Below are 24,476 nucleotides of genomic sequence, written 5' to 3' on the forward strand. Positions count from 1 at the left end.
GGGTTACCCCGGCCGCGTGATTCCCTGGCCGGTTGCTTGCTGCGCATACTGGCCCACAGACAGGCACCGGGCAATCTTTCCGGGCCGGGCCACATAACAAGGGATAACCATGAAAGTCGAACTCGCCCAACTGGCGGGCCGTGACAACGACACGGCTTACAACCTGCAACGCGCACTGGCGGCGATTGCTGCCTGCGCGGCCGACACGCAGATGATCGTGTTCCCGGAAACCCACCTGATGGGCTTCCCCAACGCCGAAACCGTGGCGCAGATCGCCGAACCGCTCGACGGCCCGACCGTCAGCGCCGTGCTCGCAGCAGCGCGTGAGCGTGACATCGCTGTGGTGATCGGCATGGCCGAGAACGACAACGGCCGCTTCTACAACACCACGCTGCTGATCACACCCGAAGGCATCGCCCTGAAATACCGCAAGACCCATCTGTGGGCTTCGGATCGCGGCGTGTTCGAAGCCGGCGACCGTTACGCCACCTGCGTGTGGAACGGTGTGCGCGTGGGCCTGTTGGTCTGCTACGACATCGAGTTCCCGGAAACCGCCCGCGCCCTGGCGCAACTGGGTGCGGAATTGCTCATCGTCACCAACGGCAACATGGACCCGTACGGCCCCACCCACCGCACCGCGATCATGGCCCGCGCCCAGGAAAACCAGGCGTTTGCGCTGATGGTCAATCGCGTTGATGCAGGGGATGACGGCCTGGTGTTTGCCGGCGGCAGTGCGCTGGTCGATCCGCTGGGGACCCTGCTGTTCGAGGCTGGACGCGAAGAAGGGCGGTTCAGGGTCGAGCTGGATTTCACGCAACTGGAGATTGCGCGCAAGGATTATCGCTATCTGGATGATCAGCGTTTGAAGTTGCCGGGGGAGGTGGTGGAGCAGGCTTCTGGTCTGCGCGAGCTGCTGATTCCTTGACCTGCTGTACCTGATCGTTCCCACGCTCTGCGTGGGAACGCAGCCCGGGACGCTCCGCGTCCCAAGAGCGGACGCAGAGCGTCCATTGAGGCATTCCCACGCAGAGCGTGGGAACGATCAGCCACACCCGAAATTTTTGCCGAACCCGGCTCTGCCATAAATCCAATAACATTCGGAGTAAGTCGCCCATGGCTCGTTTGCAACGCACCCTTTCGCTAGGGTCGGTGGTGCTGTTCGGCATCGCCTACATGACGCCGATCATTGTCCTCGGCACTTTCGGCATCCTCGCCCAGTCCACCGCCGGCATGGTGCCGGCCGCCTACCTGACGGCGCTGGTGGCGATGTTCTTCACCGCCATGAGTTACGGGCGCATGGCCGCTGCCTTTCCGGTGGCCGGTTCGGCTTACAGCTACGTGCGCAAGGCAATCAGCCCGAAACTCGGTTTCATTGCCGGCTGGGCGGTGTTGCTCGATTACCTGTTCCTGCCCATGGCCATCTGGCTGATCGGCGCCGCTTATCTGGCCTCGGCGTTCCCGTCGATCCCGCAGTGGATCTGGGTGCTGGCGTTCATCGGCATCACCAGTGCGATCAACATCGTCGGGCTGAAACTGGCCAACGGCATCAACGCCTTGCTGATGCTGGTGCAGTTCCTCGTATTGATTGCCTTCGTTGCGCTGTGCGTGCACTACATCGGCGGCGATGCGAGCACGCCGCTGTGGTCGATCAAACCTTTCTTCAACGGCGACATGCAGATGCCGCTGATCATGAGCGGCGCGGCGATTGCCTGCTATTCATTCCTTGGCTTTGACGCAGTCAGCACCCTGACCGAAGAGACCCGCGATCCACGCCGTACCATTCCCCGAGCAATCATGCTGATCACCTTGATCGGCGGCCTGATCTTCGTTGGCGTTTCATACTTCGTGCAGATCGCTCATCCATCGTTCCAGTTCGACAGCGTCGACTCGGCAGCCTATGAAATTGCGCGCAACATCGGTGGCGACCTGTTCGTGTCGATTTTCCTGATCGGCCTGATTGTCGGCCAGTTCGCCTCGGGGCTGTCGGCCCAGGCCAGCGGTTCGCGACTGTTGTTCGCCATGGGCCGCGACGGCGTCTTGCCGAAGTCGTTTTTCGGCACCTTGCACGCGCGCTTCGGCACCCCGGTCAACAGCATTCTGTTGTGCGCGGCGGTGGCGTTGCTGGCGCTGAAACTCGACGTTACCACCTCGACCTCGTTCATCAACTTCGGCGCGTTCCTGGCGTTCAGCCTGGTCAACCTGTCGGTGATCTTCCATTACTGGATCGGCGGCGAGAAAAAGGGCCCGCGCGAGTTGCTGCTGTTTTTGCTCTGCCCGCTGATCGGCCTGGTCGCCGACCTGTGGCTGATGGTCAGCCTTGATCATCTGGCGGTCTGGCTGGGGCTGAGCTGGCTGGCGATTGGTGTGGTGTATCTCGCCGTGCTGACGGGTGGTTTCCGCCGTCAGCCGCCGGAACTGGATTTTCAGGAAGCGACCTGAGCTTCGTGGCTTGGCTTCCCTCTGACGGGCATGGGATCCTTGGCGCCTTTGCGCCAAGGGATTCCTTTATGTCGACCATTCATATCGCCGCAGCCCTGTTGCTCAACGCTCAAGGCCAGACCCTGCTGGTGCGCAAGCGCGGCACCACGGCGTTCATGCAACCGGGTGGCAAGATCGAGGCCCATGAGCTGCCGATCCACGCCCTTGCCCGAGAGCTGGAAGAAGAATTGGGTCTGCAGATCGATCCGACGCAGGCGATTTTCCTCAACAGCTTTTCCGCCCCCGCCGCCAACGAGCCGGGCTTCATCGTCCATGCGGAAATCTTTCAACTGACCATCGATTGCGATGTCTGCCCGGCGGCGGAAATCGAAGAGGTCATCTGGGTCGATCCGGCTACTGATCCGGCGCTCGAGCTGGCGCCATTGACACGCGAACACATCCTGCCGTTCTATCGCCGTTCATTGACTGCACTCGCCTGATCATTCCCGCAAAGGACTCCGCCATGATCCCGCTGCAAGACTTGCTGATATTTGCCGCCGCCGCATTGCTGATGGTGCTGACGCCGGGGCCGAACATGATCTATCTGATCTCGCGTTCGATCTGTCAGGGGCGCCGCGCCGGAGTGACTTCGTTGCTTGGCGTGGTCGGCGGGTTCTTCGTGCATATGTTCGCCGCGGCGGCGGGTTTGACGGCCGTTTTTCTGGCTGTGCCGATGGCTTATGAAGTGTTGAAATGGGCCGGCGCGTTGTACCTGCTGTGGCTGGCCTGGCAAGCGCTGAAACCCGGCGCACGTTCGCCGTTCGAAGCGCAGCAATTGCCGCCGGACTCGTCGCGAAAATTGATCACCATGGGCTTTCTCACCAGCGCGCTGAACCCGAAAATCGCTGTGTTCTACCTCTCGGTGTTTCCGCAATTCATCAGCCCCGAACACGGCTCGGTGTTCACCCAAAGCATCATTCTCGGCCTGACGCAGATCAGCGTCAGCTTCAGCGTCAATCTTTTGATCGCGCTGTTCGCCGCAGGTATCGCCTCGTGGTTTGTGCGCAACCCGACGTGGCTGGCGATGCAGCGTTATTTCATGGGCCTGGTGCTTGGCGGCCTCGCCGTAAGGCTGATGCTCGAACAACGCCGGACCGCCTGAGGTGTGGATCGAACGGCTGGATGCCAGCCATGCCCTGGCTTACCGCGAACTGATGCTTGAAGCCTATGACCGGCATCCGCAAGCGTTCACCTCCAGCGTGCGCGAACGCGCGGTGATGCCATTGAGTTGGTGGGAAGGGCGCCTGACCAGCAAGCTCGATGTGGTGCTGGGGGCATTCGATGCCGGGACGTTGGCCGGGATTGTCGGCCTGGCGTTCGAACCGCGCGAGAAGGCGCGCCACAAGGCCACGCTGTTCGGCATGTATGTCTCGGCGGATTTTCGTCGCAAGGGTCTAGGGTTTGATCTGGTCCAAGCGGCTCTGTCCGAGGCGCAAAAGCATCCGGCGCTGAAACTGCTGCAGCTCACCGTCACCGCCGGCAATGACGCGGCTTTTCAGTTGTACCAGCGTTGCGGCTTCATTCAGTACGGTCTCGAACCACTCGCCGTGCGGGTGGGCGAAGACTACTTCGACAAGATCCACATGTGGCGCCAGCTCTGACCCACCACGACAATCCTTGTGGGAGCGAGCCTGCTCGCGAAGGCGTCCGTCCAGCCGACATCATCGCTGAATCATCCACCGCTTTCGCGAGCAGGCTCGCTCCCACAGGGGGAACTCTTGCTCGGAAAAATCAGCGTACGGCGCTGACACCATCGAGGGTCGAAAACGAGGTGTCCTTGGCGGTCAGGAGGAAATCGCGCATGTACGGCGCGTCGAGCATGTCGGTGCGAATCGCCGCGTACAGCGTCGCGAACAAGCCCTTTTCACCTAACCGTTTGCCCTTTACATAGCCGCGCGAGCTGTATTCATGCAGCGCCCAGTGCGGCATGCCGCAGACGCCACGGCCGCTGGCGACCAGTTGCATCATCATCACCGTCAGTTCTGAAGTGCGCACCTGCGCCGGTTCGATGTCGGCCGGTTCGAGGAAGCGGGTGAAGATGTCCAGGCGATCGCGCTCGACCGGGTAGGTGATCAGCGTTTCCGTCAACAAGTCTTCAGGAACGATGTACGGCTTGCTCGCCAGCGCATGCTGGTTGGCCACGGCGAGCATGGCTTCGTAGGTGAACAGCGGCACGTAAGTGATGCCGGCAATTTCCAGCGGATCGGAGGTCACCACCAGATCCAGATCGCCACGGGCCAGTGCCGGCAGCGGGGCGAAAGCAAAACCCGAAGCCAGGTCCAGCTCGACTTCCGGCCAGGCATCGCGGAACTGGTCGATGGTCGGCATCAGCCACTGGAAGCAGCTGTGGCATTCGATCGCCATGTGCAGACGCCCGGCGGTGCCACCGGCCAGCCGACCAATGTCCCGTTCCGCAGCACGCAACAGCGGCAGAGTGGCATCGGCCAGTTGCAGCAGGCGCAGACCGGCGCTGGTGAAGCGCACCGGTTTGGTCTTGCGCACGAACAACTGCATGCCCATGCGCTCTTCCAGCTCTTTGAATTGGTGCGACAGTGCTGACTGTGTCAGATGCAAACGGTCGGCGGCGTCGACCAGGCTGTCGGCCTCGCGCAGGGCATGCAGGGTTTTCAGATGTCGGATTTCAAGCACCGGCGGGCTCCATGAAGAAAACTTGTGACGAATGCGTGGAAGGTGAGTTTGTCTCATGAGGAACGCTTTGTCGATCTGCCGGCCAGGATCCGGCGATGCAATCGACAGCCGACCGCTCGGCACTCTTCATCAAACTGTCATGCAACTGTGGCAGCGCGCTTGTACGAACTTCATCAGACTCGCGCTCTACTGGGGTGCTGCGTTTTGGTGTTTTTCATGTTCAAGAGATTGTTTTCAGTCGCGGCCGCGTTGGCCGCGCTTTTGTTCGGGGCCGGCTCGTTTGCAGCCGGACGCTGCGATGTCAACGTGCCGACCGAGCACGCCGAGCTGGCGCAGGTCAGTCTTGCCTATCAGAGTATCGGTCGTGCATCGGACCCGGCGCTGTTGCTGGTCATGGGCCTGGGTGGGCAGTTGATTCACTGGCCGGATGAAGTGGTTGTCGCTTTGTGCCAGCAGGGTTTCCGGGTGATCCGCTATGACAACCGCGACGTCGGCCTGTCGACCTGGCGGCAGGCGCCGATCGAGGCCAATCTGACTTTCGAAGTGCTGCGTTACAAGCTCGGTCTGCCGGTGTCGGCACCGTACAGCCTGACTGACATGGCCGACGATGCGCTGGGCTTGATGACCGCGCTGAAGGTCGAGCAATTCCACGTGCTCGGCGCGAGCATGGGTGGAATGATCGCCCAGCACATGGCGGCGATGGCGCCGCAGCGGGTGGAAAGCCTGACGCTGATCATGACCACTTCCGGCGCTGAAGGCCTGCCGGCGCCGAGTGCGGCGCTGGTGCAGTTGCTCTCGCGGCGGGGTGCGCCGAACCGTGAAGTGGCGCTGGAGCAACAGGCCGATCTGCTCGCGGCACTCGGTAGCCCGGCGGTAAACGATGATCGCCAAGCGCTGTTGCAACAGGCGGCGGCGTCCTACGACCGCGCGTTCAACCCCGAAGGCGTCAAACGGCAGATCATGGCGATACTTGCCGAACCCAGTCGCGTGGCTTTGCTCAATCAACTGCGAGTGCCGACCTTGGTGGTGCATGGCACGGCAGATCCGCTGCTGCCGGTGATGCACGGCGTACATCTGGCGGCGCACATTCAGGGCAGTCAGTTGAAACTGATTCCGGGGCTGGCGCATCGTTTTCAGGAAGCGTTCAAGGAACCGTTGCTGGCGGCGGTGCTGCCGTATCTGCAGGCGCATCGCGAGGATACTTCGCATTGGGCGCAGGTCGATCCGGCGGCGCCGAACAATCTGCTGTAACAGTGCCAGCATCCTGTCGCCAAAAAAATATCAATGTGCCACTATTGTTTGCCGCGTTGTTGCCGATAAGGCGCAGGAACGTTTTCAGACATAGGGACTTGATCCATGATTTTTCGCGCTACACGTCAATGGGCCGCGCTGGCTCTGCTCGCCGTACTGACTCTCACCGGCTGCGCTCATGTGCAACCGCCCGTGGCCCTGGACAAACAGTTCTGGGATGCCAAAGAGCCGACCATCGGTGTGGCCATTACCGTCGTACCGTCGCCGGTGCTGGCGCTGACCGGCAATCAGGGCATCCTCGATTACGCCATCAATGCCGGCGTCAACAGCAAGCTCAGCGCCAATGTCGAGACCTGGCAGGTGCGCGATCTGGAAACCCTGCCCGACGCCATCGTCGCCAAGCTGCAAGCCAAGGGCTACAAGGCCAAGCGCATTGATGAAAAGGTCGATCTGAAGACCTTCAAGGAAGTCGATTTCCGCGAGGGCTACATGACCAAGGACCTGTCGCCGATGAAAGCTGCCCACGGCATCGACCGTCTATTGCTGGTGTCGATTTATGCCACCGGTGCCACCCGCAGCTACTACAGCATCGTGCCCACCAGCGTGCCGATGGCCCAGGTCGGCGGCCAGGGCATGGTGATCGATCTGTCGGACAACAAACTCTTGTGGTACCAGCCATTCGCCGCTGTGCAAGCCGCGCAAGGCGAGTGGGACGAGCCGTCCTACACCAACCTGTCCAACGCGTTTTATCAGGCGATGGATAACAGCCGTCAGCAAATGATCGCCCCGTTCGCGCAATGAAACGTCTGGCGCTGACCTTCGCGGCGATCTCGCTGCTGGCGTTGCCTGGCTGTGCGCAGAAACCGGCACCCGAGGCCGGTTTCAAGGATCAGGCCGCCATGAGCTATGTGCAGGCACACGGGCTGAAGGTCGACGTGCAACTGCCGGCGGAATTCGTCGGCGCCAGCACGGTGATCGACAGCAAGGCGGCGGTGAACGCGGCCAATTCCAGCTACACACTGGTGTCGAGCTCCGGCGCTGGCGCCGGGTTGGCGGGGATTCTGGTGGCCAGCCTGATCAACACGCAAATGGGTTCCGGTACGTTACAGCGCGATGCCGAAAAAGCCGCGCTGAACGAATCGCGGCCGCTGGCCGACCTGCTTGCTGGCGTGCCGTTGCAGGAGCGCTTGCAACAGCGTTTTCAGGCGGCGTCGCAGGTGTCCGGATTCAAGCAGGGGGCAGGTGCGGTCACGGCACGCTTGCTGATCGAACCGAAGCTGATGCTGACGCCCGATCGCGGCAGTTTTGTGCTGGTCAATCAGGTGCAATTGCAGGATATCGCCGGCTTGCCGCTGTACCGCATGCGCATTGAAGTGGCCAGTCAGCCGATTCGTCGTTGCGGCAAGCAATGCATCGATGACGGCGCTCTTGACCTGGCCAAGGTCACCGCCGTGCTGGACGAATGCATTGATGAATCCATGCGCGTATTGAGCGCCGACCTGATGCAACCGACGCCACCGCCCGCCGCGCAGGAAACCCTGCGTTACGTGCTCGACGGCCAGCGCGTGGTCGAGCGCGGTTATCAACTGGCGCAGAACGGCAACTACTGGCGCTACCGCAATCTCTACGGTGCGGTGAAGTCAGTGCCGGTGCCGTTCGAGGATGCCTTGTCGTCCGCGCAACTGGCCCGAGTCTACGGTCGCTAGAGGCAGATGCGCGTGGGTTCAGGCATGCAGCCGGACCCACACGCTGACCAGCACCGTCGCCGCTATCAACCAGGCCACCGCCGCCACCGCCAGTGACGCTTCCAGGCGCATGCGGTCGACCATCACGTACAACGTCGCCAGATAGACAAAGTAGGGAATGATCGACCACATCCCAAACACGATCGTGGTCTTCAGGTCGTCGACCGAGCGGCCCTTGCCGACGATGTAGTGCGCAATCAGGGCAAAGGTCGGGAACAGCGGTACCAGCCCAGCGATGTAGTAATTTCTGGTCTTGGACAGTGCCGCGAGGATCAGCACCACTGCGGCGCCGATAGCGGCTTTGAGAATCAGATCCATCAGTGGCTCAGCCCGTACTTTTTGACTTTGTCGAACAGCGTGGTCTTGGCCATGCCCAGTTCCTGGCTGGCCTGGGTCAGGTTGCCGCCGCTGCGTTGCAAGGCGTCGACCAGCAGATTGCGCTCGAACGCTTCCACCGCTTCGGCAAACGCCATACCCTGGCCGGCGCTGGCCCCGGACTTCTTGAAGGCCGGCAGGCCGAGGGCGAAGCGTTCGGCGACGTTGCGCAGTTCGCGCACGTTGCCCGGCCAGTCGTGGCTCATCAGGTTCGACAGGGTCTGGTTGTCCAGCTCCGGCAGCGCGCGGTCGAAGCGCAGCGCCGATTGCTGGGTGAAGTGTTCGAACAGTTGCAGGATGTCTTCGCGGCGTTCGCGCAGCGGTGGCAATTCCAGGGTCACGACGTTGAGGCGGTAGTACAAGTCGCTGCGAAACTCGCCGGCCTTGCTTGACTCATCGAGGTCGGATTTGGTCGCCGCAATCACCCGGCAATCCACCGCCACACTCTGGTTCGAGCCGAGGCGTTCGAGGGTGCGTTCCTGCAATACGCGCAGCAGTTTGATCTGCAACGGCAGCGGCATGCTTTCCACTTCGTCGAGGAACAGCGTACCGCCGTCGGCGTGCTCGATCTTGCCAATGCGGCGTTTGCCGGCGCCAGTGAAGGCGTTGGCTTCGTGGCCGAAGATCTCGCTTTCAAAGAGGTTTTCCGGCAGGCCGCCGCAGTTCAGCGCGACGAACTGTTTGCTGTGGCGCCGACTGAAATCGTGCAGGCAGCGAGCGACCAGCTCCTTGCCGGTGCCGGTCTCGCCTTCGATCAGGACGTTGGCCGAAGTGTCGGCGACGTTGGCAATCAGTTCGCGCAGGTTCTGCATCGCTGGTGAACGGCCGATGATCCGCCCTTCAAGGGAGTCGCGTTCAGTCAGTTGTCGACGCAACGAGGAAACCTCGCGGGCTAGGCTGCGTTGCTCCAGCGCCCGCCGCGCGACGTCTACCAGACGCTCCGGCGAAAACGGTTTTTCCATGAAGTCGTAAGCGCCTTTCTGCATCGCGCCGACAGCCATGGAAATGTCGCCGTGGCCGGTGATCAGCACTACCGGCAGGCTGCGATCACGCTGCTTGAGGCGGGTGAGCAATTCCAGGCCATCGATACCCGGCAGGCGGATGTCGCTGATGACGATGCCGGCAAAGTTGTCACCGACCTGCGCCAGCGCTTCTTCGGCACTGCCGACGCCGATGCACGGAATGTCTTCGAGGGTCAGCGCCTGTTGGCAGCCGAGCAGCACATGGGGGTCGTCTTCGACAATCAGCACACTGAGTTCAGGGTTCATATTGGCTCGGCAGAAAGAGGGCTTACCAACGGTAAACTGAGGACGAAAGTGGTGCCACCGCCGGCCGGGTGTTCGACACCCAGGTGCCCGCCGGTAGCGGCGGCGAGGCTGGCGGACAGGGTCAGGCCCAGTCCCAGGCCTTGCTCGCCGGGCTTGGTGGTGAAGAACGGTTCGAACAGATGCTTGCGCGCTTCGGCGTCGATGCCGTGGCCATTGTCGCGCACCCGCAAGCGATACTTGCCGTTGAATTCTTCACCCTCCAGCCACAGCTGCGGCTGCGGTTGCGCGTGCGTGGCGTCGAGGGCGTTGCCGATCAGGTTGACGAGGATCTGTTCGAGGCGGGTCTGATCGATCAGCAATTGCACATCGGCAAACTGCCGGTGAATCTGCAGCGCGGTGTTTTCCACGCGCGCGCCGAGCACTTGCAAGGCGGCGTCGACGGCTTTGCCGAGACTGGCCTGACCCTTGTTGTCGCCGCGCCGGGCAAACGAACGCAGGCTGGCGGTGATCCGGCCCATGCGGTCGATCAGGTCGTTGATGGTCTTGAGGTTGGTGCTGGCGACGTCGAGCTGGCCGCGCTCGAGAAAGCGCACGGTGTTGCCCGACAGCGTGCGCATCGCCGCCAGCGGCTGGTTCAGTTCATGGGCAATGCTGGTCGACATCTGGCCGATGGCGGCGAGTTTGCCGGCCTGCACCAGTTCATCCTGAGCGCGGCGCAACGTCTCTTCGGCCTGGCGGCGCTCGCGGATCTGACTCTTCAGGCGTTCGTTGCTGGCGCGCAGATCGGCGGTGCGTTCGGTAATCCGACGTTCGAGTTGGCTGTTGGCTTCCTGCAAAGCTTCGCGGGCGGCGAGGCGGGTGGCGAGGACTTTGCGCCGCTCGTTCCAGGCAATCAGCAGGAAGGCGAACAGGGCAAACGCAACGGCCACCAGAATGCCTTGGTTGACCGCTTCGCGGCGCAGGTCCTGCAACGGCGTGAGCAGGGTGAAATTCCACGGCGTGTCACTCAGCAGTCGGGTTTGCGCCAGATAGCTGATGTCGTCTTCGTCGGGCTGCAATTCGCTGTTGGCCGGGAAGGTCAGTTTCTCCACGCCTTCGGCCAGTGTCTCGCGGGCCAGCGGTTGCAGTTCGTTGAGTGGAAACCAGTAGTACTGCAGGCTGCGAGCGAGTTTTTCCTTGACCTCGTCGCTGAGCGGGATCACCGATTTCAGCCGCCTCGCCGGATCGCTGGAGAGAATGATGATGCCGTTCTCATCGCTGACGAACGCCTCCAGACGCGCGCGCTGCCAGCGTTCTTCCATGGCTTCCAGACGCACCTTGACCACCGCGACACCGATGATCTTGCCGTGCTCTTCGAGGCCGTGGGCAAGGTAGTAACCGGGTTCGCCATTGGTGCTGCCGATGCCATAGAAACGCCCGGGCTGGCCGCGCACGGCGTCTTTGAAATAGGCGCGGAAGGACAGGTCCTCACCCAGATAACTGTCGACATCGCGCCAGTTGCTGGTGGCCATGACCCGGCCGGTGGTGTCCATGACGTAGATGGCGCGGCTGCGGCTGCGGCGGTTCAGGCCTTCGAGGTAATCGTTGACCGTCTGCCGGTGCTCCGGGGTCGGGTCGGCCAGCAACTGCGGCACACTGGTTTCGAGTTCCAGCAGACTGGGCAGGTAGGTGTATTTGCTGATCTCGCTTTCGACCGCGCGGGCGTGCAGTTCCAGCTGACGCTGACCGTTCTCGCCGAGGCTGCGGATGCCGAAGTGTTCACTGGTCCAGAAGCCGATGAAACCCAGCCCGACCATCAGGGCGATGATCAGTGGCGGCAGGAACAGATGACGGATCAGACGGGGCTTCACGGCAAGTGATGGCTCTGCAGCGCGATAAAGAGTGGGGTCGCATTTCATCACAGATGCCTTGGGTCAACCACAACACTTGTTGTGCATCACCATTGGTTTGAGGTGAACCCTGTGGCGAGGGGATTTATCCCCGTTGGGCTGCGAAGCGGCCCCGGCATTTCATGGTCAAACCGGATTTAACGGTTCGACGACTGCTTCGCAGCCGAACGGGGATAAATCCCCTCGCCACAGAAGCTCGCCACACCACAGGGTTCTGCGTGGTTTTTTAGTGCTGCAGGATTTTCTCGAGGAAGTGCTGCGCGCGTTCGGAGCGGGCGCTGATGTCGCCGAAGAATTCCTCTTTCGGGCAGTCCTCGATGATCTTGCCCTGGTCCATGAAGATCACCCGGTCCGCCACTTTACGGGCGAAGCCCATTTCGTGGGTCACGCACATCATGGTCATGCCTTCGTGCGCCAGTTGCACCATGACGTCGAGCACTTCATTGACCATTTCCGGGTCGAGCGCCGAGGTCGGTTCGTCGAACAGCATGACGATCGGGTCCATCGCCAGCGCACGGGCAATCGCCACACGCTGTTGCTGACCACCGGACAGTTGCCCCGGATGCTTGTGGGCGTGCGCCGACAAACCTACGCGCTCGAGCAGTTGCAGACCTTTTTTGGTCGCCTCTTCCTTGCTGCGTCCGAGCACCTTGATCTGCGCGATGGTCAGGTTTTCGGTGATGGTCAGGTGCGGGAACAGCTCGAAATGCTGGAACACCATGCCCACGCGCGAACGCAGTTTCGGCAGGTTGGTTTTCGGGTCAGCGATCGACGTACCGTCAACCACCACGTCACCTTTCTGGAACGGCTCCAGGGCGTTGACGCACTTGATCAGCGTCGACTTGCCTGAACCCGACGGGCCGCAGACCACGATCACTTCGCCTTTCTTGACCTCGGTGCTGCAATCAGTCAGCACCTGGAAGTCCCCATACCACTTGTTGATGTTTTTGATAGAGATCATACGGCGAACCTTTTTTGCAGACGCTTGACCAACCGCGAGGCGGCGAAGCTGATGATGAAGTACACGAGACCGGCGAAAATCAGGAACTCATTGGAGCGGCCGATGATGTCGCCGCTGGCGCGCGAGGCGTTGAGGAAATCCACCAGGCCCACGGTGTAGACCAGCGAGGTGTCCTGGAACAGGATGATGCTCTGCTGCAGCAGCAGCGGGGTCATCTTGCGGAACGCCTGCGGCAGGATGATCAGGCGCATCATCTGCCCGTAGTTCATGCCCAGCGCTTGCGCGGCACCCATCTGGCCCTTGGAAATCGACTGCACACCGGCACGGACGATTTCGCAGAAGTACGCCGCTTCGAACATCATGAACGCCACGACGCAGGAGGTAAACGCACCGATCGGCGTGTCTTCGCCGGTGATCCAGCGCAGCACGAACGGCACCGCCAGGTAGAACCAGGTGATCACCAGCAGCAGCGGAATCGAGCGGAAATAGTTGACGTAGGCGCCAGCGATGCTCGACAGCAGCTTGTTGTGCGACAAACGGCACAGCGCGAGGATCGTGCCGAGAATCATCCCGCCGATCACGCCCATGGCCATCAGTTTGAGGGTCATCACCATGCCGTTCCACAAACCGGGAATGGCCGGGACGATGCCACTGAAATCGAATTCCATTATTTACCCCCCACGGAGATCAGGCCGGGCACTGCGACTTTCTTCTCGACCAGGCGCATCAGCAGCATCAGGCTCATGTTGAGGGTGAAATAGATCAGCGTTGCCAGGGTGAACGCTTCGAACAGGTTGGCCGAGAACTCGGCGGTCTGTTTGGTCTGCGCCAGCAATTCCATCAAACCGATCAGGGACGCCACGGAGGAGTTCTTGAACACGTTGAGGAATTCCGAGGTGAGCGGCGGAATGATGATCCGGTAGGCCTGGGGCAGCAGCACGTTCCAGTAGATCTGTGGCAGTTTGAAACCCATCGCGCGGGCGGCGGATTCCTGGCCACGAGGCAGCGCCTGGATACCGGTGCGCACTTGCTCGCAGACACGGGCGGCGGTGAACAGACCGAGGCAGACGACAACGCTCAGGTAGGCCGAAGTAGTCGGGTTGAGGTCCTGCTTGTACCACTCCTGCAGATCCGGCGGCAGCAGATCGGGCACCAGGAAGTACCAGATGAACAGCTGCACCAGCAGCGGCACGTTACGGAACAGCTCGACGTAGCAGGTCGCAATGCCCGATACGATGCGGTTCGGCACGGTGCGCATGATGCCCAGCAGCGAGCCGAGCAGCAGGGCGATGATCCACGCCACGATGGCGATGGCAATGGTCCAGCCCAGACCGGAGATGAACCAGTCGAGATATGTCTCGCTGCCCACGCCGGTGGACTTGAAGAACACGCCCCAGTCCCAGTTGTAATTCATTAGGGTCTCCCCTCGATTCGATCGATGTACAAGTGCCCGCCTGGGGAACTCCGTTCCCTCCCCAGTCTTTTTTCAAAGACCGGGCACACGCGATCGGCTCGACAGCCACCGGTTCGAGTGTTTCCAGAAAAATGCCAGCAGGGAGTGACCATCCCCTGAAAAGGCAGGCGCCTCCTCAGGGGATAAGGTTAGTCAGAAAATCAGGACTTCTTGTCGTCAGCCGCTTTGTCGGTCGGATTGGCGATCAGGGTCTTGAGCTCGTCGCTCATCGGGAAGTTCAGGTTCAGGCCTTTTGGCGGAATCGGCTGCATGAACCACTTCTCGTAGATCTTGTTGATTTCGCCCGAAGCGTAGGTGGCCTTGATCGCGTCATCCACAGCCTTTTTGAACGGCTCGTCACCTTTGCGCATCATGCAGCCGTAGATTTCGTACGACTGTGGTGTGCCGGTCACTTCCCAATCGGCGGCTTTCTTGGCCTTGGCGGCTTCGCCGGCCAGCAGCGCGTCATCCATCATGAACGCAACGGCACGGCCCGATTCCAGCATCTGGAAGGATTCGCCGTGATCTTTGGCGGAGATGACGTTCATGCCCATCTGCTTGTCGGCGTTCATCGCCTTGAGAATGCGCTCGGAAGTGGTGCCGGCGGTGGTCACGACGTTCTTGCCTTTCAGATCGTCGAAATCCTTGTACTTGGAATCTTTCTTGGACAGCAGACGGGTACCGATTTCGAAGATGCCGACGGAGAAGTCGACCTGCTGCTGACGCTCGACGTTGTTGGTGGTCGAACCGCACTCGACGTCCACGGTGCCGTTCTGCACCAGCGGGATACGGGTCTGCGAGGTGACGAGGTTGTATTTGACTTGCAGGTTCGGCAGGTCGAGGTCTTTCTTGATCGCTTCGACGATCTTCAGCTGGATATCGTGCGAGTAGCCAACCGGCTTGCCGGACGCATCAGCGATGTAGGAGAACGGAATGGAGGCGTCACGGTGGCCCAGGGTGATGACACCGGACTCTTTGATCTTCTTCAGGGTGCCGGTGAGTTCGGCGGCGAAAACTGGCGTGCTGATCAGAGCGGCAGCAATGGCTGCGCCCAGGATATGGGGAACGATGCGCATCAAATTTTCCTCGACATTGTTTTTTTTATGGAGCCAGTTTGTCGGCCCTTTTTGTGCTTCGAATGCCTGACGGCTCCTGAAGGTGTTGGCACAGCAGGCATTCGTCGAGAGAGTGTAGAGCATGAGTCGTGCCAGAGCAGTCGAAGTCAGTTAAGCGATTGTTTTATAACGTTATTAAAGTTTTATGGCGGTAATTTGTTGAAGATGAGATCCGGTTAACCGAATCGACTGTGGAGTCGCGTTCGGAAAACCGAATGAATCCTTGCGGGCTCACTCTCACAAGGAACAGGCGAATGCCGCAGGTACGAAAAAGCCCCTGAATCTCTCGATTCAAGGGCTTTCGTTTGAACGGTGAGATCAAGCCGCCTCGATCTTCCGGTTCTGCTCAACCTTGCCCAGATACGTCGACAGCTTCTGCTGTTCCTCCGCTGTGGTGAACAAGCCTAGCTTGGTGCGGCGCCACAGGATGTCGTGCGCCGTAGTGGCCCACTCTTCGCTGCACAGGTAATCGACTTCGCGGGTGTAGAGCCCGCCGCCGATGTGTTCGCCCATGTCGGCCAGTGTTTCCACGCCTTCGAGCATGCGCCAGGTGCGGCTGCCGTAGGTGACGGCCCAGCGCCGGGCGATTTCGCTCGGAACGAAGTCGAACTTGTCGCGGATTCGAGCGCTCAGCGCCTCTGGCGTGGTCATGTCTTCGCCGCCGGGCAGGGTGGCGGTGGCAGTCCAGCTCGGGCGCATTTGGGTGAAGAACGGCATCAGTTGCGCCATCGCCGATTCGGCGAGTTTGCGGTAAGTGGTCAGCTTGCCACCGAACACCGACAGCAACGGCGCTTCCTCAGCACTGCCCGACAGCGCCAGGGTGTAATCGCGAGTCACTGCCGACGGGTTGTCGGATTCGTCGTTGCACAGCGGGCGAACGCCCGAGTAGCTGTGCACGATGTCTTCACGGCTCAGCTGCTTCTTGAAGTGAGCGTTGACAACCTTCAGCACGTAATCGGTTTCGCCTTCGGTGATCGCCACTTTCGCCGGGTCGCCGGTGTACTCGCGGTCGGTGGTGCCGATCAGGGTGAAATGGTTCAGGTACGGAATGGTGAAAACGATGCGTTGATCTTCGTTTTGCAGAATGTGCGCGTGCTCGCCTTCATACAGTTTCGGCACGATGATGTGGCTGCCCTGAATCAGACGGATGCCATACGGCGATTCCATCTTCAGGTCGTCACGGATGAACTTGGCCACCCATGGGCCGGCGGCGTTGACCAGAGCCTTGGCTGTGATCGAAAACAAACTGCCGTCGGCGCGCTCCAGATGCAGATGCCACAAACCTTTGCTGCGGCGGGCACTGACACAGCGGGTCTGGGTATGCACGTGCGCACCTTTTTCGCGGGCGGCCATGGCGTTCAAGACCACGAGGCGGGCGTCATCGACCCAGCAGTCGGAGTATTCGAAGCCTTTCTTGATTTCGCTTTTCAGCGCGCTGTCGGCGCCGAACTTCAGGCTTTTCGAACCCGGCAATTTTTCGCGCTTGCCGAGGTTGTCGTAAAGGAACAGGCCGGCACGAATCATCCACGCTGGACGCAGGTGCGGGCGGTGTGGCAGGACGAAACGCATCGGTTTGACGATGTGCGGCGCTTTCGCCAGCAGCACTTCGCGCTCAGCCAGTGCTTCACGCACCAGACGGAATTCGTAATGCTCCAGATAGCGCAGGCCACCGTGGATCAGCTTGCTGCTGGCCGAAGAGGTGTGGCTGGCCAGGTCGTCTTTTTCGCAAAGGAACACCGAAAGACCGCGACCGGCGGCATCCGCTGCGATCCCTACGCCGTTGATCCCGCCGCCAATCACGGCAACGTCATAGATCTCGGAGAGAGGGGGCGTACGCAAGGTAGAGGTGGACATCGGCTGGCCTCGGTTCTTTTGGTTTTATGTCTTGGAAATCGAACATTAATGTTCATTTGCGAAAATGGTAGCCGATAAACACGCGCGCAGCCAGTCGCGTTCGATTGAAAAAACTCATCGAAGGGCCGAGAAAGGAAAATATCCGAACATTAAAAGCAAAAGATCGCAGCCTTCGGCAGCTCCTACAGGAGGAAATGCATTCCAGATGTAGGAGCTGCCGAAGGCTGCGATCTTTTGATGCCTGGAAGCGTTAAACGACTTCCAGACGAATCTTGTGCTGACTCAGCAACTGCGCCAGCGCCGGTACCGGCTGCTGATCGGTGACCAGGCAATCGATCAGGCTGATCGGCCCCAGTCGAATCATCGCGTTACGCCCGAACTTGCTCGAGTCCGCCGCCAGGATCACCTGCCGCGCATTGGCGATGATCGCTTGAGAAACCCGGACTTCCTGATAATCGAAGTCGAGCAGGCTGCCGTCCTCATCGATCCCGCTGATCCCGACCAGTGCGAAATCGACCTTGAACTGATTGATGAAATCCACACTCGCCTGACCGACCACACCGCCGTCACGCCGCACGTTACCGCCAGTCAGCAGCACATCGAAATCATCCTTGGCGCTGAGCATCGAGGCGACGTGCAGGTTGTTGGTGATGATTTTCAGGTGGCTGTGATTGAGCAGGGCGCGGGCGATCGATTCGGTGGTGGTACCGATATTGATGAACAGCGAGGCGTGATCGGGGATTTGTGCGGCGATGGCTTCGCCGATGCGTTGTTTTTCGTCGCGCATCTGATCGGCGCGCATCGCATACGCGGTGTTTTCGACACTGGAATCGTACGCGGCGCCACCGTGGTAGCGACGCAGCAGGTTGGCTTCCGCGAGCTGATTGATGTCGCGGCGGATGGTTTGCGGGGTGACAACGAACAGCGTGGCCATTTCCTCGATGCTCACATAGCCGCGTTCGCGGACCAGCTCGAGGATTTGCTGCTGACGGGGAGGCAGATTCATGGGGCTTCCTTTGGGCTGCCGTGCAAAATTTGCCCATGATGCCGCAGGAATCCGCTCCCGACCAGTTAGATACCTATGTGTAACTCAAGGCTGGCTTATTCAGCGTCCTCACGCGCCCAGTCACGGGTGCGGCTGACGGCTTTTTTCCAGCCTTTGTAGAGTTTCTCTTTCTCGACTTCGTCCAGGCTCGGTTCGAACTCGCGCTCGATCACTGCTTTGCCGCGCAGTTCTTCCAGGCTGCCCCAGAAGCCGCAGGCCAGGCCGGCCAGATAAGCCGCGCCGAGTGCGGTGGTTTCGCGCATTTGCGGGCGTTCGACCTGGGTGCCGAGGATGTCGGCCTGGAACTGCATGAGGAAGTTGTTCGCCACCGCGCCGCCGTCCACGCGCAGGGCTTTCAGGCGTTCGCCGGAATCCTGTTGCATGGCGTCGAGTACGTCGCGGGTCTGGTAGGCGATCGATTCCAGCGCGGCGCGGATGATGTGATCCACGCGTACGCCGCGCGTCAGGCCGAACAGCGCGCCACGGGCATACGGGTCCCAGTACGGTGCGCCGAGACCGGTAAACGCCGGCACCAGATACACGCCGTTGCTGTCCTTGACCTTGTTGGCAAAGTACTCGGTGTCGTGGGCGTCGTTGACGATTTTCAGTTCATCGCGCAGCCATTGCACGGTCGAACCGCCGTTGAACACGGCGCCTTCCAGAGCATAAGCAACTTCGCCGCGCGGGCCGCAGGCGATGGTGGTGAGCATGCCGTGCTGGGATTTCACCGCTTTGTCGCCGGTGTTCATCAGCAGGAAGCAACCGGTGCCGTAAGTGTTTTTCGCCTGGCCTGGCTCCACGCACATCTGGCCGAACAGTGCTGCCTGCTGGTCGCCGGCGATACCGCCGATGGCGATGCCGCTCTTGGTGCGACCGTAGATTTCCGAGGAAGCTTTGACCTCCGGGAGCATCTCGCGGGGGATGTCGAGGATCTCCAGCATCTTCGAATCCCACTCCAGCGAGTGAATGTTGAAGAGCATGGTGCGCGAGGCGTTGGTGTAGTCGGTGACGTGCACCTTGCCGCCGGTGAATTTCCAGATCAGCCAGCTATCGACGGTGCCGAACAGCAGTTCGCCGTTGCGCGCACGCTCGCGGCTGCCTTCGACGTTGTCGAGGATCCACTTCAGTTTGGTGCCGGAGAAGTACGGGTCGGTGACCAGGCCGGTGGTGTCACGGATGTAGTCTTCGTGGCCATCGCGCTTGAGCTGCTGGCAGATCTCGGTGCTGCGACGGCACTGCCAGACGATCGCGTTATACACCGGGCGGCCAGTGGTCTTGTCCCAGACCACGGTGGTTTCCCGCTGGTTGGTGATACCGATCGCGGCGACCTGGTCATGATGCAGGCCGGCTTGGGCCAGCGCTTCAACCATCACCGCGCTCTGGGTGGCGAAAATTTCCATCGGGTCATGCTCGACCCAACCGGCCTGCGGATAGTGCTGAACGAATTCGCGCTGCGCGGTGCAGACCACGTTCGCGTCGCGGTCGAAGATGATCGCGCGGGAGCTGGTCGTACCCTGATCAAGGGCAATGATGTAGTTCTTGTTCTGAATGTCGGTCATGTCGATTGCCTTGGACGAAAAAAACGAGAGTGGGCCGTGGCGCAGGCTCGGATGGGCAGGAGCCGGCGCCGACTGTTTCAAGAAGTTCTTGGTTTGCCGTCAATGGCCGGTTCTGCATCCTTTGTAGCAGGTGTGGCGCCGGTCAGGTGACGGGCAATCAGCCCGCGATACCCGGCAGCGCCGAGGCAGGCACCGACAATCGGTGCAAAAATCGGAATCAGGAAGTACGGAATATCACGACCACCGGTGAAGGAAATTTCACCCCAACCAGTAAAGAAAGTCATCAGTTTCGGACCGAAGTCACGCGCGGGGTTCATGGCGAAACCGGTCAGCGGGCCCATCGCACTGCCGATCACGGCGATCAGCAAACCGATCAGCAGCGGCGCCATCGGGCCGCGCGGCAGGCCGTTGTTGTCATCGGTCAGGGCCATGATCACGCCCATCAGGATCGCGGTGATGATCATCTCGACCAGAAACGCCTGGGCCGTCGACAGCACCGGGTTCGGGTAGGTAGAGAACACCGAGGCCAATTCCAGGCTGGCAGCCGAGCCACGAACCATCTGGTGGGTTTGTTCGTAATCGAAGAAGAGGTTGCTGTAGAGCGTGTAGACCAGCAACGCGCCGCAGAAGGCGCCGGCAATTTGCGAAAGGATGTAGAACGGCAGTTTGCGCTTTTCGAAGTCAGCGAAGATTGCCAGAGCGATGCTCACGGCCGGGTTCAGGTGCGCGCCGGAAACCCCGGCGGTGAGGTAGATCGCCATGCTCACGCCGACGCCCCAGATGATGCTGATTTCCCACAGGCCGAAGCTGGCGCCCGCGACTTTGAGCGCGGCGACACAACCGGTGCCGAAGAAGATCAGAAGGGCGGTGCCCAGAAATTCGGCCATGCATTGGCCGGAAAGCGATGGTTGCGGTAAAGCAGCTGTCATTGAAAACCTCGGTTCTTTTTCTTGTGTAGCGCCTTGCCAACGGAGCAGGGCGCGATCTTCACCGGGTCGGAATCCCCATTCGGTTCCCGGGTTACTGCTGGGTACTGCGCGGAACATGATTCTTACATTATTCAGATTCGAAAAAATATAGACAAGAAACAAACCTGTCAAAGGTCGAAAGTGAACCGTCGGTCACAATAAAACTATTCGCCGTATGAATGATCAGCGCGGCGATCAGCTTGAATGCAGCGCGAAGCCACGGGATTCGCGGCCTGGAATAGAGCCTTTTGCCCAACGATGACCTAGAATCCGCCGCAGGTTTTTCTAAGACTGCCGAACCCGGAGCTGCCATGACCCCAGCGTTGGACTTGTTGAAAAAAGTTCGTGCCGAACATCGCGTGCACAGTTACGAACATGATCCGAAGGCCGCGTCCTACGGGCTGGAGGCAGCAGAGAAGCTCGGGCTCGCACCGGCGCAAGTGTTCAAAACCTTGCTGGCCGCCAGTGAAAAAGGCGAACTGCTGGTGGCTGTGGTGCCGGTCGTCGGAACGCTCGATCTCAAGGGGCTGGCCCATGCCGCTGGAGTGAAGAAAGCTGAAATGGCTGATCCCGCTGCCGCGCAACGCTCCACCGGCTACCTGTTGGGCGGCATCAGCCCGCTCGGGCAGAAGAAGCGCCTGCGCACCTTCATCGACAATTCCGCTCAGGGGTTCGCAACTATCTATGTGAGTGCCGGGCGGCGAGGACTTGAAGTGGAACTGGCGCCAGCAGTATTGGCTGAGCACACCCAGGCGCAGTTCGCCGATATCGGCCGCGCGTAATAGTCGCGCCGGCTGTATGAAGAAAAAATTGCGCTTCTGTCACTGGCACTGATCCGGGCCGCCGTTGCATGCTCGGTCGACCAATTCAGGGAGAAAATCATGCAGCTTGCGTTTCATCAGGTCGACGCGTTCAGTGATCGGCCGTTCAGTGGCAACCCGGCGATGGTCTATCGGCTCGACAGCTGGCTGGCCGATGACTTGATGCAGAAGATCGCCGCCGAACACAACCTGGCGGAGACTGCGTTTCTGGTGCGCGAAGGTCAGGCCTGGCATATCCGCTGGTTCACCCCGAGCACCGAAGTGCCGCTGTGCGGGCATGCGACGTTGGCCAGCGCGTTTGTACTGTTCGAAATCTATAAGGAAAGCGCCGAGCGCATCGACTTCACCTGCAAGTCAGGTCCTTTGAGTGTCAGCCGTGAAGGCGACCGCTTGTGGCTGGATTTCCCGACCATCGTGCCGTCGGAAATCGGCGTGACGCTGGATGTCGAGCGGGCGCTCGGCGTTGAGGCTGTCGACGTTCTCGGCTCCAACGAACTTTTCGTCGTGCTGGATTCGGAACAGGCGGTGCTCGACTGTAAACCGGACATGGCGGCGCTGGCGAAACTGCCATGGCTGGGGGCGATTGTCACTGCGCGTGGCAACCAGCATGACTTCGTCTCGCGCTATTTCGCCCCGGCCATCGGTATCAATGAAGACCCGGTGACCGGCTCGACCCATTGCAGCCTGATTCCTTACTGGGCCAAACGTCTGGGCAAATCTAACCTGACCGCGTGCCAGCGCTCGGCGCGGGGCGGGGAGTTGTTCTGTCGGTTGGAGGGGGAACGGGTGAAGATTGGTGGCAATGCGACGCTGGTGGCCAGCGGTACCCTGTTTTTAGGCTGAGGCAATACCAACTGTGGGAGCGAGCCTGCTCGCGAAAGCGCTCTTTCAGTCAACATCTTCGGCGACTGAAACACCGCATTCGCGAGCAGGCTCGCTCCCACAATTTTTATCCAGTGCGGATCAAAGGCTGGTGCTGAATCGACGGACGCCGTTTTCCACCGCCGGAATCTGTGCCGCAGTGCTCCCCGAAGCCTGGAACAGCACCAGGTGATCCGCCGCTACGCGAATCCCGACCTGCGCGCCAACCAGATGATCGGCATGGCTGGGGAAGATCGATTCCAGTTGTGCACCGGTCGGCAGTTGCAGGCGATACAAGGTCGCCGCGCCGAGGAATGTCTTGCCGACAATCTGCGCCTGCAATGCGCTGTCCGGTGCATAAACAATGTCATCCGGACGCAACAGCACATCCACCGCACCGCCGATCGGCCAGGTGTAGGCGCGATTGCCGCGCAGCTCACCCAGCTCGGTCTGCACCGATTCCGGGGTGACGAGCTGGCCGCGAATGAAATAGCCCTGACCGATGAAACTGGCGACATATGGCGTCGCCGGTTCGTGATAGAGGTTGTAGGGCGTGTCCCACTGTTCCAGCCGACCTTCCTTGAACACACCAACGTGATCGCTGACGGCAAAGGCTTCTTCCTGATCGTGGGTGACCAGAATCGCACTGGTGCCACGGGCCTTGAGAATGTCGCGCACCTCATGGCTGAGCTTGCGGCGCAACTCGCCATCGAGGTTGGAAAACGGCTCGTCGAGCAGCAACAGCTGCGGTTCCGGCGCCAGGGCGCGGGCGAGGGCGACCCGCTGTTGTTGGCCGCCGGACAGCTCGTGCGGAAAGCGCTTGCCGAGGTTTTTCAGGTTGACCAGTTCCAGCAGCTCTTCGACCACGCGCGCCTTGTTCGGGTGCTTGCGAATGCCGAAAGCGATGTTGTCAGCCACGTTCAGGTGCGGGAACAGTGCGTAGTCCTGAAACACCATGCCGATCCGGCGTTTCTCCGGCGCCAGGGTGAAACCGGCGCTGGAGAGGGTTTCGCCACCGAGGGTGATTTCGCCTTCGTGCACCGGTTCGAAACCGGCGATGGCGCGCAGGGTGGTGGTCTTGCCGCAGCCGGACGAGCCGAGCAGGCAGCCGATGTCGCCAGCGTTGAGGTGCAGATTGAGGTTCTGCACCACGCGTTGATCTTGGTAGCCGCAAGCGAGGTTGCGCAGGTTCAGCAGTAATTCATGGCTCATGCGTGGTGATATGCCGGTTCGACGAGGAACTCGAGCAGGGCCTTCTGTGCGTGGAGACGGTTTTCTGCCTGATCCCAGGCGACGGAGCGCGGGTCATCGAGCAGGTCGAGACTGATTTCTTCGCCACGGTGCGCCGGCAGGCAGTGCATGAACAGCACGTCCTCGGCAGCGAGGTCGAGCAGGGCACGGTTGACCTGAAACGGCGCGAACAGCTTGAGGCGCTTGGCAGTTTCCTCTTCCTGGCCCATCGAAGTCCAGACGTCGGTGCTGACCAGATGCGCACCACGCACGGCGTCTTGCGGATCGCGGACGATGGTCACGCGATCACCAGCCTGGGCGACGAATTCCGGGTTCGGCTCGTAGCCTTCCGGGCAGGCAACGCGCAATTGGAAGTCGAACTGGATCGCCGCTTCTATATAGCTGTTGCACATGTTGTTGCCGTCACCGATCCAGGCCACGGTCTTGCCCTGGATCGAGCCACGGTGCTCAAGAAAGGTCTGCATGTCGGCGAGCAGCTGGCAAGGGTGCAGATCATCGGACAGGCCGTTGATCACCGGCACCCGCGAGTTGGCGGCGAATTCGGTGAGGGTGCTGTGGGCGAAGGTGCGGATCATCACCGCATCGAGCATGCTCGACATGACGATGGCGCAGTCGCTGATCGGCTCGCCACGGCCCAGTTGAGTGTCGCGCGGGGACAGGAAGATTGCCTGGCCGCCGAGCTGGATCATGCCGGCCTCAAAGGAGATCCGGGTACGGGTCGAGGATTTTTCGAAGATCATCCCCAGGACGCGGTTTTTCAGAGGCTCGAACAGTACGCCGCGGTTACGCAGGTCCTTGAGCTCAACGCCTCGACGGATCACGCTGACCAGCTCTTCGGGCGTGCAATCCATCAGGGAGAGAAAGTGCCTTGCGCTCATCATTGACTACCTTTTTGCTACAGACCGCAGATGCTCAAAGCCTTGTTTAACGGAA

24 protein-coding genes are annotated in these 24,476 nt (G+C 60.6%); 10 read left to right on the forward strand and 14 right to left on the reverse strand.

Annotated features, from left to right (window positions below; all coding sequences use genetic code 11):
• The first annotated feature begins 109 nt into the window (after positions 1–109).
• From AB4N47_RS02265 to AB4N47_RS02285, 5 genes are all read left to right on the forward strand, one after another.
• A complete protein-coding gene (locus AB4N47_RS02265) occupies positions 110–925 on the forward strand; it encodes a carbon-nitrogen hydrolase family protein (RefSeq protein ID WP_341638879.1) in 816 nt (271 codons plus the stop codon).
• A gap of 188 nt (positions 926–1,113) precedes the next feature.
• Positions 1,114–2,439 carry an APC family permease gene (locus AB4N47_RS02270; RefSeq protein WP_341638880.1) on the forward strand — a complete coding sequence of 442 codons (1,326 nt, stop codon included), beginning with the start codon at positions 1,114–1,116 and terminating at the stop codon, positions 2,437–2,439.
• A gap of 68 nt (positions 2,440–2,507) precedes the next feature.
• Positions 2,508–2,918, forward strand: a complete 411-nt coding sequence (locus AB4N47_RS02275) for an NUDIX hydrolase (protein WP_341638881.1) — start codon at positions 2,508–2,510, stop codon at positions 2,916–2,918.
• Positions 2,919–2,941: 23 nt separating this feature from the next.
• Entirely contained in the window at positions 2,942–3,580 is a 639-nt protein-coding gene (locus AB4N47_RS02280; RefSeq protein ID WP_101162108.1) for a LysE family translocator, read from the forward strand.
• A 1-nt stretch (position 3,581) separates the two neighbouring features.
• Positions 3,582–4,079, forward strand: coding sequence for a GNAT family N-acetyltransferase (locus tag AB4N47_RS02285; RefSeq protein WP_341638882.1), 498 nt, complete (start codon positions 3,582–3,584; stop codon positions 4,077–4,079).
• Between the two features lie 130 nt (positions 4,080–4,209).
• Here AB4N47_RS02285 and metR read toward each other — a convergent pair whose 3' ends face one another.
• Positions 4,210–5,127, reverse strand: coding sequence for a transcriptional regulator MetR (gene metR / locus AB4N47_RS02290; protein WP_016773382.1), 918 nt, complete (start codon positions 5,125–5,127; stop codon positions 4,210–4,212).
• Between the two features lie 216 nt (positions 5,128–5,343).
• Here metR and AB4N47_RS02295 point away from each other — a divergent pair, with 216 nt between their 5' ends.
• From AB4N47_RS02295 to AB4N47_RS02305, 3 genes are all read left to right on the forward strand, one after another.
• Positions 5,344–6,378, forward strand: a complete 1,035-nt coding sequence (locus tag AB4N47_RS02295) for an alpha/beta fold hydrolase (RefSeq protein WP_341638883.1) — start codon at positions 5,344–5,346, stop codon at positions 6,376–6,378.
• Positions 6,379–6,483: 105 nt separating this feature from the next.
• A complete protein-coding gene (locus AB4N47_RS02300) occupies positions 6,484–7,179 on the forward strand; it encodes a hypothetical protein (RefSeq protein ID WP_024014168.1) in 696 nt (231 codons plus the stop codon).
• Positions 7,176–8,084 (forward strand): hypothetical protein, encoded by a 909-nt coding sequence (locus AB4N47_RS02305; RefSeq protein WP_341638884.1) that lies wholly within the window; start codon positions 7,176–7,178, stop codon positions 8,082–8,084. The genes AB4N47_RS02300 and AB4N47_RS02305 overlap by 4 nt, the downstream gene beginning before the upstream one ends.
• Before the next feature lie 18 nt (positions 8,085–8,102).
• Here the strand turns inward: AB4N47_RS02305 and AB4N47_RS02310 are convergent, their stop codons facing one another.
• The 11 genes from AB4N47_RS02310 to AB4N47_RS02360 form a co-directional block, all read right to left on the reverse strand.
• Positions 8,103–8,432: a GlpM family protein gene (locus AB4N47_RS02310; protein WP_172834034.1), complete on the reverse strand. Its 330-nt coding sequence runs from the start codon at positions 8,430–8,432 to the stop codon at positions 8,103–8,105.
• An 8-nt stretch (positions 8,433–8,440) separates the two neighbouring features.
• Positions 8,441–9,766: a two-component response regulator AauR gene (gene aauR, locus AB4N47_RS02315; RefSeq protein ID WP_460154404.1), complete on the reverse strand. Its 1,326-nt coding sequence runs from the start codon at positions 9,764–9,766 to the stop codon at positions 8,441–8,443.
• Positions 9,763–11,664 (reverse strand): two-component sensor histidine kinase AauS, encoded by a 1,902-nt coding sequence (aauS, locus tag AB4N47_RS02320; protein WP_460154405.1) that lies wholly within the window; start codon positions 11,662–11,664, stop codon positions 9,763–9,765. Before aauS ends, aauR begins: the two co-directional genes overlap by 4 nt.
• A 217-nt stretch (positions 11,665–11,881) precedes the next feature.
• The gene (locus AB4N47_RS02325) at positions 11,882–12,616 is read right to left on the reverse strand and encodes an amino acid ABC transporter ATP-binding protein (RefSeq protein WP_016773390.1); all 735 of its coding nucleotides are present in this window, start codon (positions 12,614–12,616) and stop codon (positions 11,882–11,884) included.
• Positions 12,613–13,284 (reverse strand): amino acid ABC transporter permease, encoded by a 672-nt coding sequence (locus AB4N47_RS02330; protein WP_016773391.1) that lies wholly within the window; start codon positions 13,282–13,284, stop codon positions 12,613–12,615. Before AB4N47_RS02330 ends, AB4N47_RS02325 begins: the two co-directional genes overlap by 4 nt.
• Entirely contained in the window at positions 13,284–14,030 is a 747-nt protein-coding gene (locus tag AB4N47_RS02335) for an amino acid ABC transporter permease (RefSeq protein ID WP_016773392.1), read from the reverse strand. The genes AB4N47_RS02330 and AB4N47_RS02335 overlap by 1 nt, the downstream gene beginning before the upstream one ends.
• 200 nt (positions 14,031–14,230) lie before the next feature.
• Positions 14,231–15,145, reverse strand: coding sequence for a glutamate/aspartate ABC transporter substrate-binding protein (locus tag AB4N47_RS02340; protein ID WP_095181779.1), 915 nt, complete (start codon positions 15,143–15,145; stop codon positions 14,231–14,233).
• 357 nt (positions 15,146–15,502) lie between these two features.
• Positions 15,503–17,038 carry a glycerol-3-phosphate dehydrogenase gene (gene glpD, locus AB4N47_RS02345; RefSeq protein WP_341638886.1) on the reverse strand — a complete coding sequence of 512 codons (1,536 nt, stop codon included), beginning with the start codon at positions 17,036–17,038 and terminating at the stop codon, positions 15,503–15,505.
• A 250-nt stretch (positions 17,039–17,288) separates the two neighbouring features.
• A complete protein-coding gene (locus tag AB4N47_RS02350) occupies positions 17,289–18,044 on the reverse strand; it encodes a DeoR/GlpR family transcriptional regulator (protein ID WP_007953179.1) in 756 nt (251 codons plus the stop codon).
• Positions 18,045–18,139: 95 nt separating this feature from the next.
• A complete protein-coding gene (glpK, locus tag AB4N47_RS02355) occupies positions 18,140–19,642 on the reverse strand; it encodes a glycerol kinase GlpK (protein ID WP_042607375.1) in 1,503 nt (500 codons plus the stop codon).
• A 77-nt stretch (positions 19,643–19,719) separates the two neighbouring features.
• A complete protein-coding gene (locus tag AB4N47_RS02360) occupies positions 19,720–20,571 on the reverse strand; it encodes an MIP/aquaporin family protein (protein ID WP_016773396.1) in 852 nt (283 codons plus the stop codon).
• A gap of 350 nt (positions 20,572–20,921) precedes the next feature.
• Here AB4N47_RS02360 and ybaK point away from each other — a divergent pair, with 350 nt between their 5' ends.
• Together ybaK and AB4N47_RS02370 are read left to right on the forward strand one after the other, a co-directional pair.
• Entirely contained in the window at positions 20,922–21,392 is a 471-nt protein-coding gene (gene ybaK, locus AB4N47_RS02365) for a Cys-tRNA(Pro) deacylase (RefSeq protein ID WP_095181783.1), read from the forward strand.
• A gap of 99 nt (positions 21,393–21,491) precedes the next feature.
• Positions 21,492–22,274: a PhzF family phenazine biosynthesis protein gene (locus tag AB4N47_RS02370; RefSeq protein ID WP_341638887.1), complete on the forward strand. Its 783-nt coding sequence runs from the start codon at positions 21,492–21,494 to the stop codon at positions 22,272–22,274.
• Positions 22,275–22,394: 120 nt separating this feature from the next.
• Here AB4N47_RS02370 and AB4N47_RS02375 read toward each other — a convergent pair whose 3' ends face one another.
• Entirely contained in the window at positions 22,395–23,504 is a 1,110-nt protein-coding gene (locus tag AB4N47_RS02375; protein ID WP_341638888.1) for an ABC transporter ATP-binding protein, read from the reverse strand.
• Complete coding sequence (gene argF / locus AB4N47_RS02380) at positions 23,501–24,421, reverse strand: ornithine carbamoyltransferase (protein ID WP_024014160.1); 921 nt, start codon at positions 24,419–24,421, stop codon at positions 23,501–23,503. Before argF ends, AB4N47_RS02375 begins: the two co-directional genes overlap by 4 nt.
• Positions 24,422–24,476: the final 55 nt, after the last annotated feature.

The organism is Pseudomonas sp. S3_G06 (assembly GCF_054667565.1).

What these genes read in the sequence shown, in the direction of transcription:
- AB4N47_RS02265 (WP_341638879.1), top strand. Translation starts at nt 110, where the DNA reads ATGAAAGTCGAACTCGCCCAACTGGCGGGCCGTGACAACGACACGGCT.
- AB4N47_RS02270 (WP_341638880.1), top strand. Translation starts at nt 1,114, where the DNA reads ATGGCTCGTTTGCAACGCACCCTTTCGCTAGGGTCGGTGGTGCTGTTC.
- AB4N47_RS02275 (WP_341638881.1), top strand. Translation starts at nt 2,508, where the DNA reads ATGTCGACCATTCATATCGCCGCAGCCCTGTTGCTCAACGCTCAAGGC.
- AB4N47_RS02280 (WP_101162108.1), top strand. Translation starts at nt 2,942, where the DNA reads ATGATCCCGCTGCAAGACTTGCTGATATTTGCCGCCGCCGCATTGCTG.
- AB4N47_RS02295 (WP_341638883.1), top strand. Translation starts at nt 5,344, where the DNA reads ATGTTCAAGAGATTGTTTTCAGTCGCGGCCGCGTTGGCCGCGCTTTTG.
- AB4N47_RS02300 (WP_024014168.1), top strand. Translation starts at nt 6,484, where the DNA reads ATGATTTTTCGCGCTACACGTCAATGGGCCGCGCTGGCTCTGCTCGCC.
- AB4N47_RS02305 (WP_341638884.1), top strand. Translation starts at nt 7,176, where the DNA reads ATGAAACGTCTGGCGCTGACCTTCGCGGCGATCTCGCTGCTGGCGTTG.
- aauR (WP_460154404.1), bottom strand. Translation starts at nt 9,766, where the DNA reads ATGAACCCTGAACTCAGTGTGCTGATTGTCGAAGACGACCCCCATGTG.
- aauS (WP_460154405.1), bottom strand. Translation starts at nt 11,664, where the DNA reads ATGAAATGCGACCCCACTCTTTATCGCGCTGCAGAGCCATCACTTGCC.
- AB4N47_RS02325 (WP_016773390.1), bottom strand. Translation starts at nt 12,616, where the DNA reads ATGATCTCTATCAAAAACATCAACAAGTGGTATGGGGACTTCCAGGTG.
- AB4N47_RS02330 (WP_016773391.1), bottom strand. Translation starts at nt 13,284, where the DNA reads ATGGAATTCGATTTCAGTGGCATCGTCCCGGCCATTCCCGGTTTGTGG.
- AB4N47_RS02335 (WP_016773392.1), bottom strand. Translation starts at nt 14,030, where the DNA reads ATGAATTACAACTGGGACTGGGGCGTGTTCTTCAAGTCCACCGGCGTG.
- AB4N47_RS02340 (WP_095181779.1), bottom strand. Translation starts at nt 15,145, where the DNA reads ATGCGCATCGTTCCCCATATCCTGGGCGCAGCCATTGCTGCCGCTCTG.
- glpD (WP_341638886.1), bottom strand. Translation starts at nt 17,038, where the DNA reads ATGTCCACCTCTACCTTGCGTACGCCCCCTCTCTCCGAGATCTATGAC.
- AB4N47_RS02350 (WP_007953179.1), bottom strand. Translation starts at nt 18,044, where the DNA reads ATGAATCTGCCTCCCCGTCAGCAGCAAATCCTCGAGCTGGTCCGCGAA.
- glpK (WP_042607375.1), bottom strand. Translation starts at nt 19,642, where the DNA reads ATGACCGACATTCAGAACAAGAACTACATCATTGCCCTTGATCAGGGT.
- AB4N47_RS02360 (WP_016773396.1), bottom strand. Translation starts at nt 20,571, where the DNA reads ATGACAGCTGCTTTACCGCAACCATCGCTTTCCGGCCAATGCATGGCC.
- ybaK (WP_095181783.1), top strand. Translation starts at nt 20,922, where the DNA reads ATGACCCCAGCGTTGGACTTGTTGAAAAAAGTTCGTGCCGAACATCGC.
- AB4N47_RS02370 (WP_341638887.1), top strand. Translation starts at nt 21,492, where the DNA reads ATGCAGCTTGCGTTTCATCAGGTCGACGCGTTCAGTGATCGGCCGTTC.
- AB4N47_RS02375 (WP_341638888.1), bottom strand. Translation starts at nt 23,504, where the DNA reads ATGAGCCATGAATTACTGCTGAACCTGCGCAACCTCGCTTGCGGCTAC.
- argF (WP_024014160.1), bottom strand. Translation starts at nt 24,421, where the DNA reads ATGAGCGCAAGGCACTTTCTCTCCCTGATGGATTGCACGCCCGAAGAG.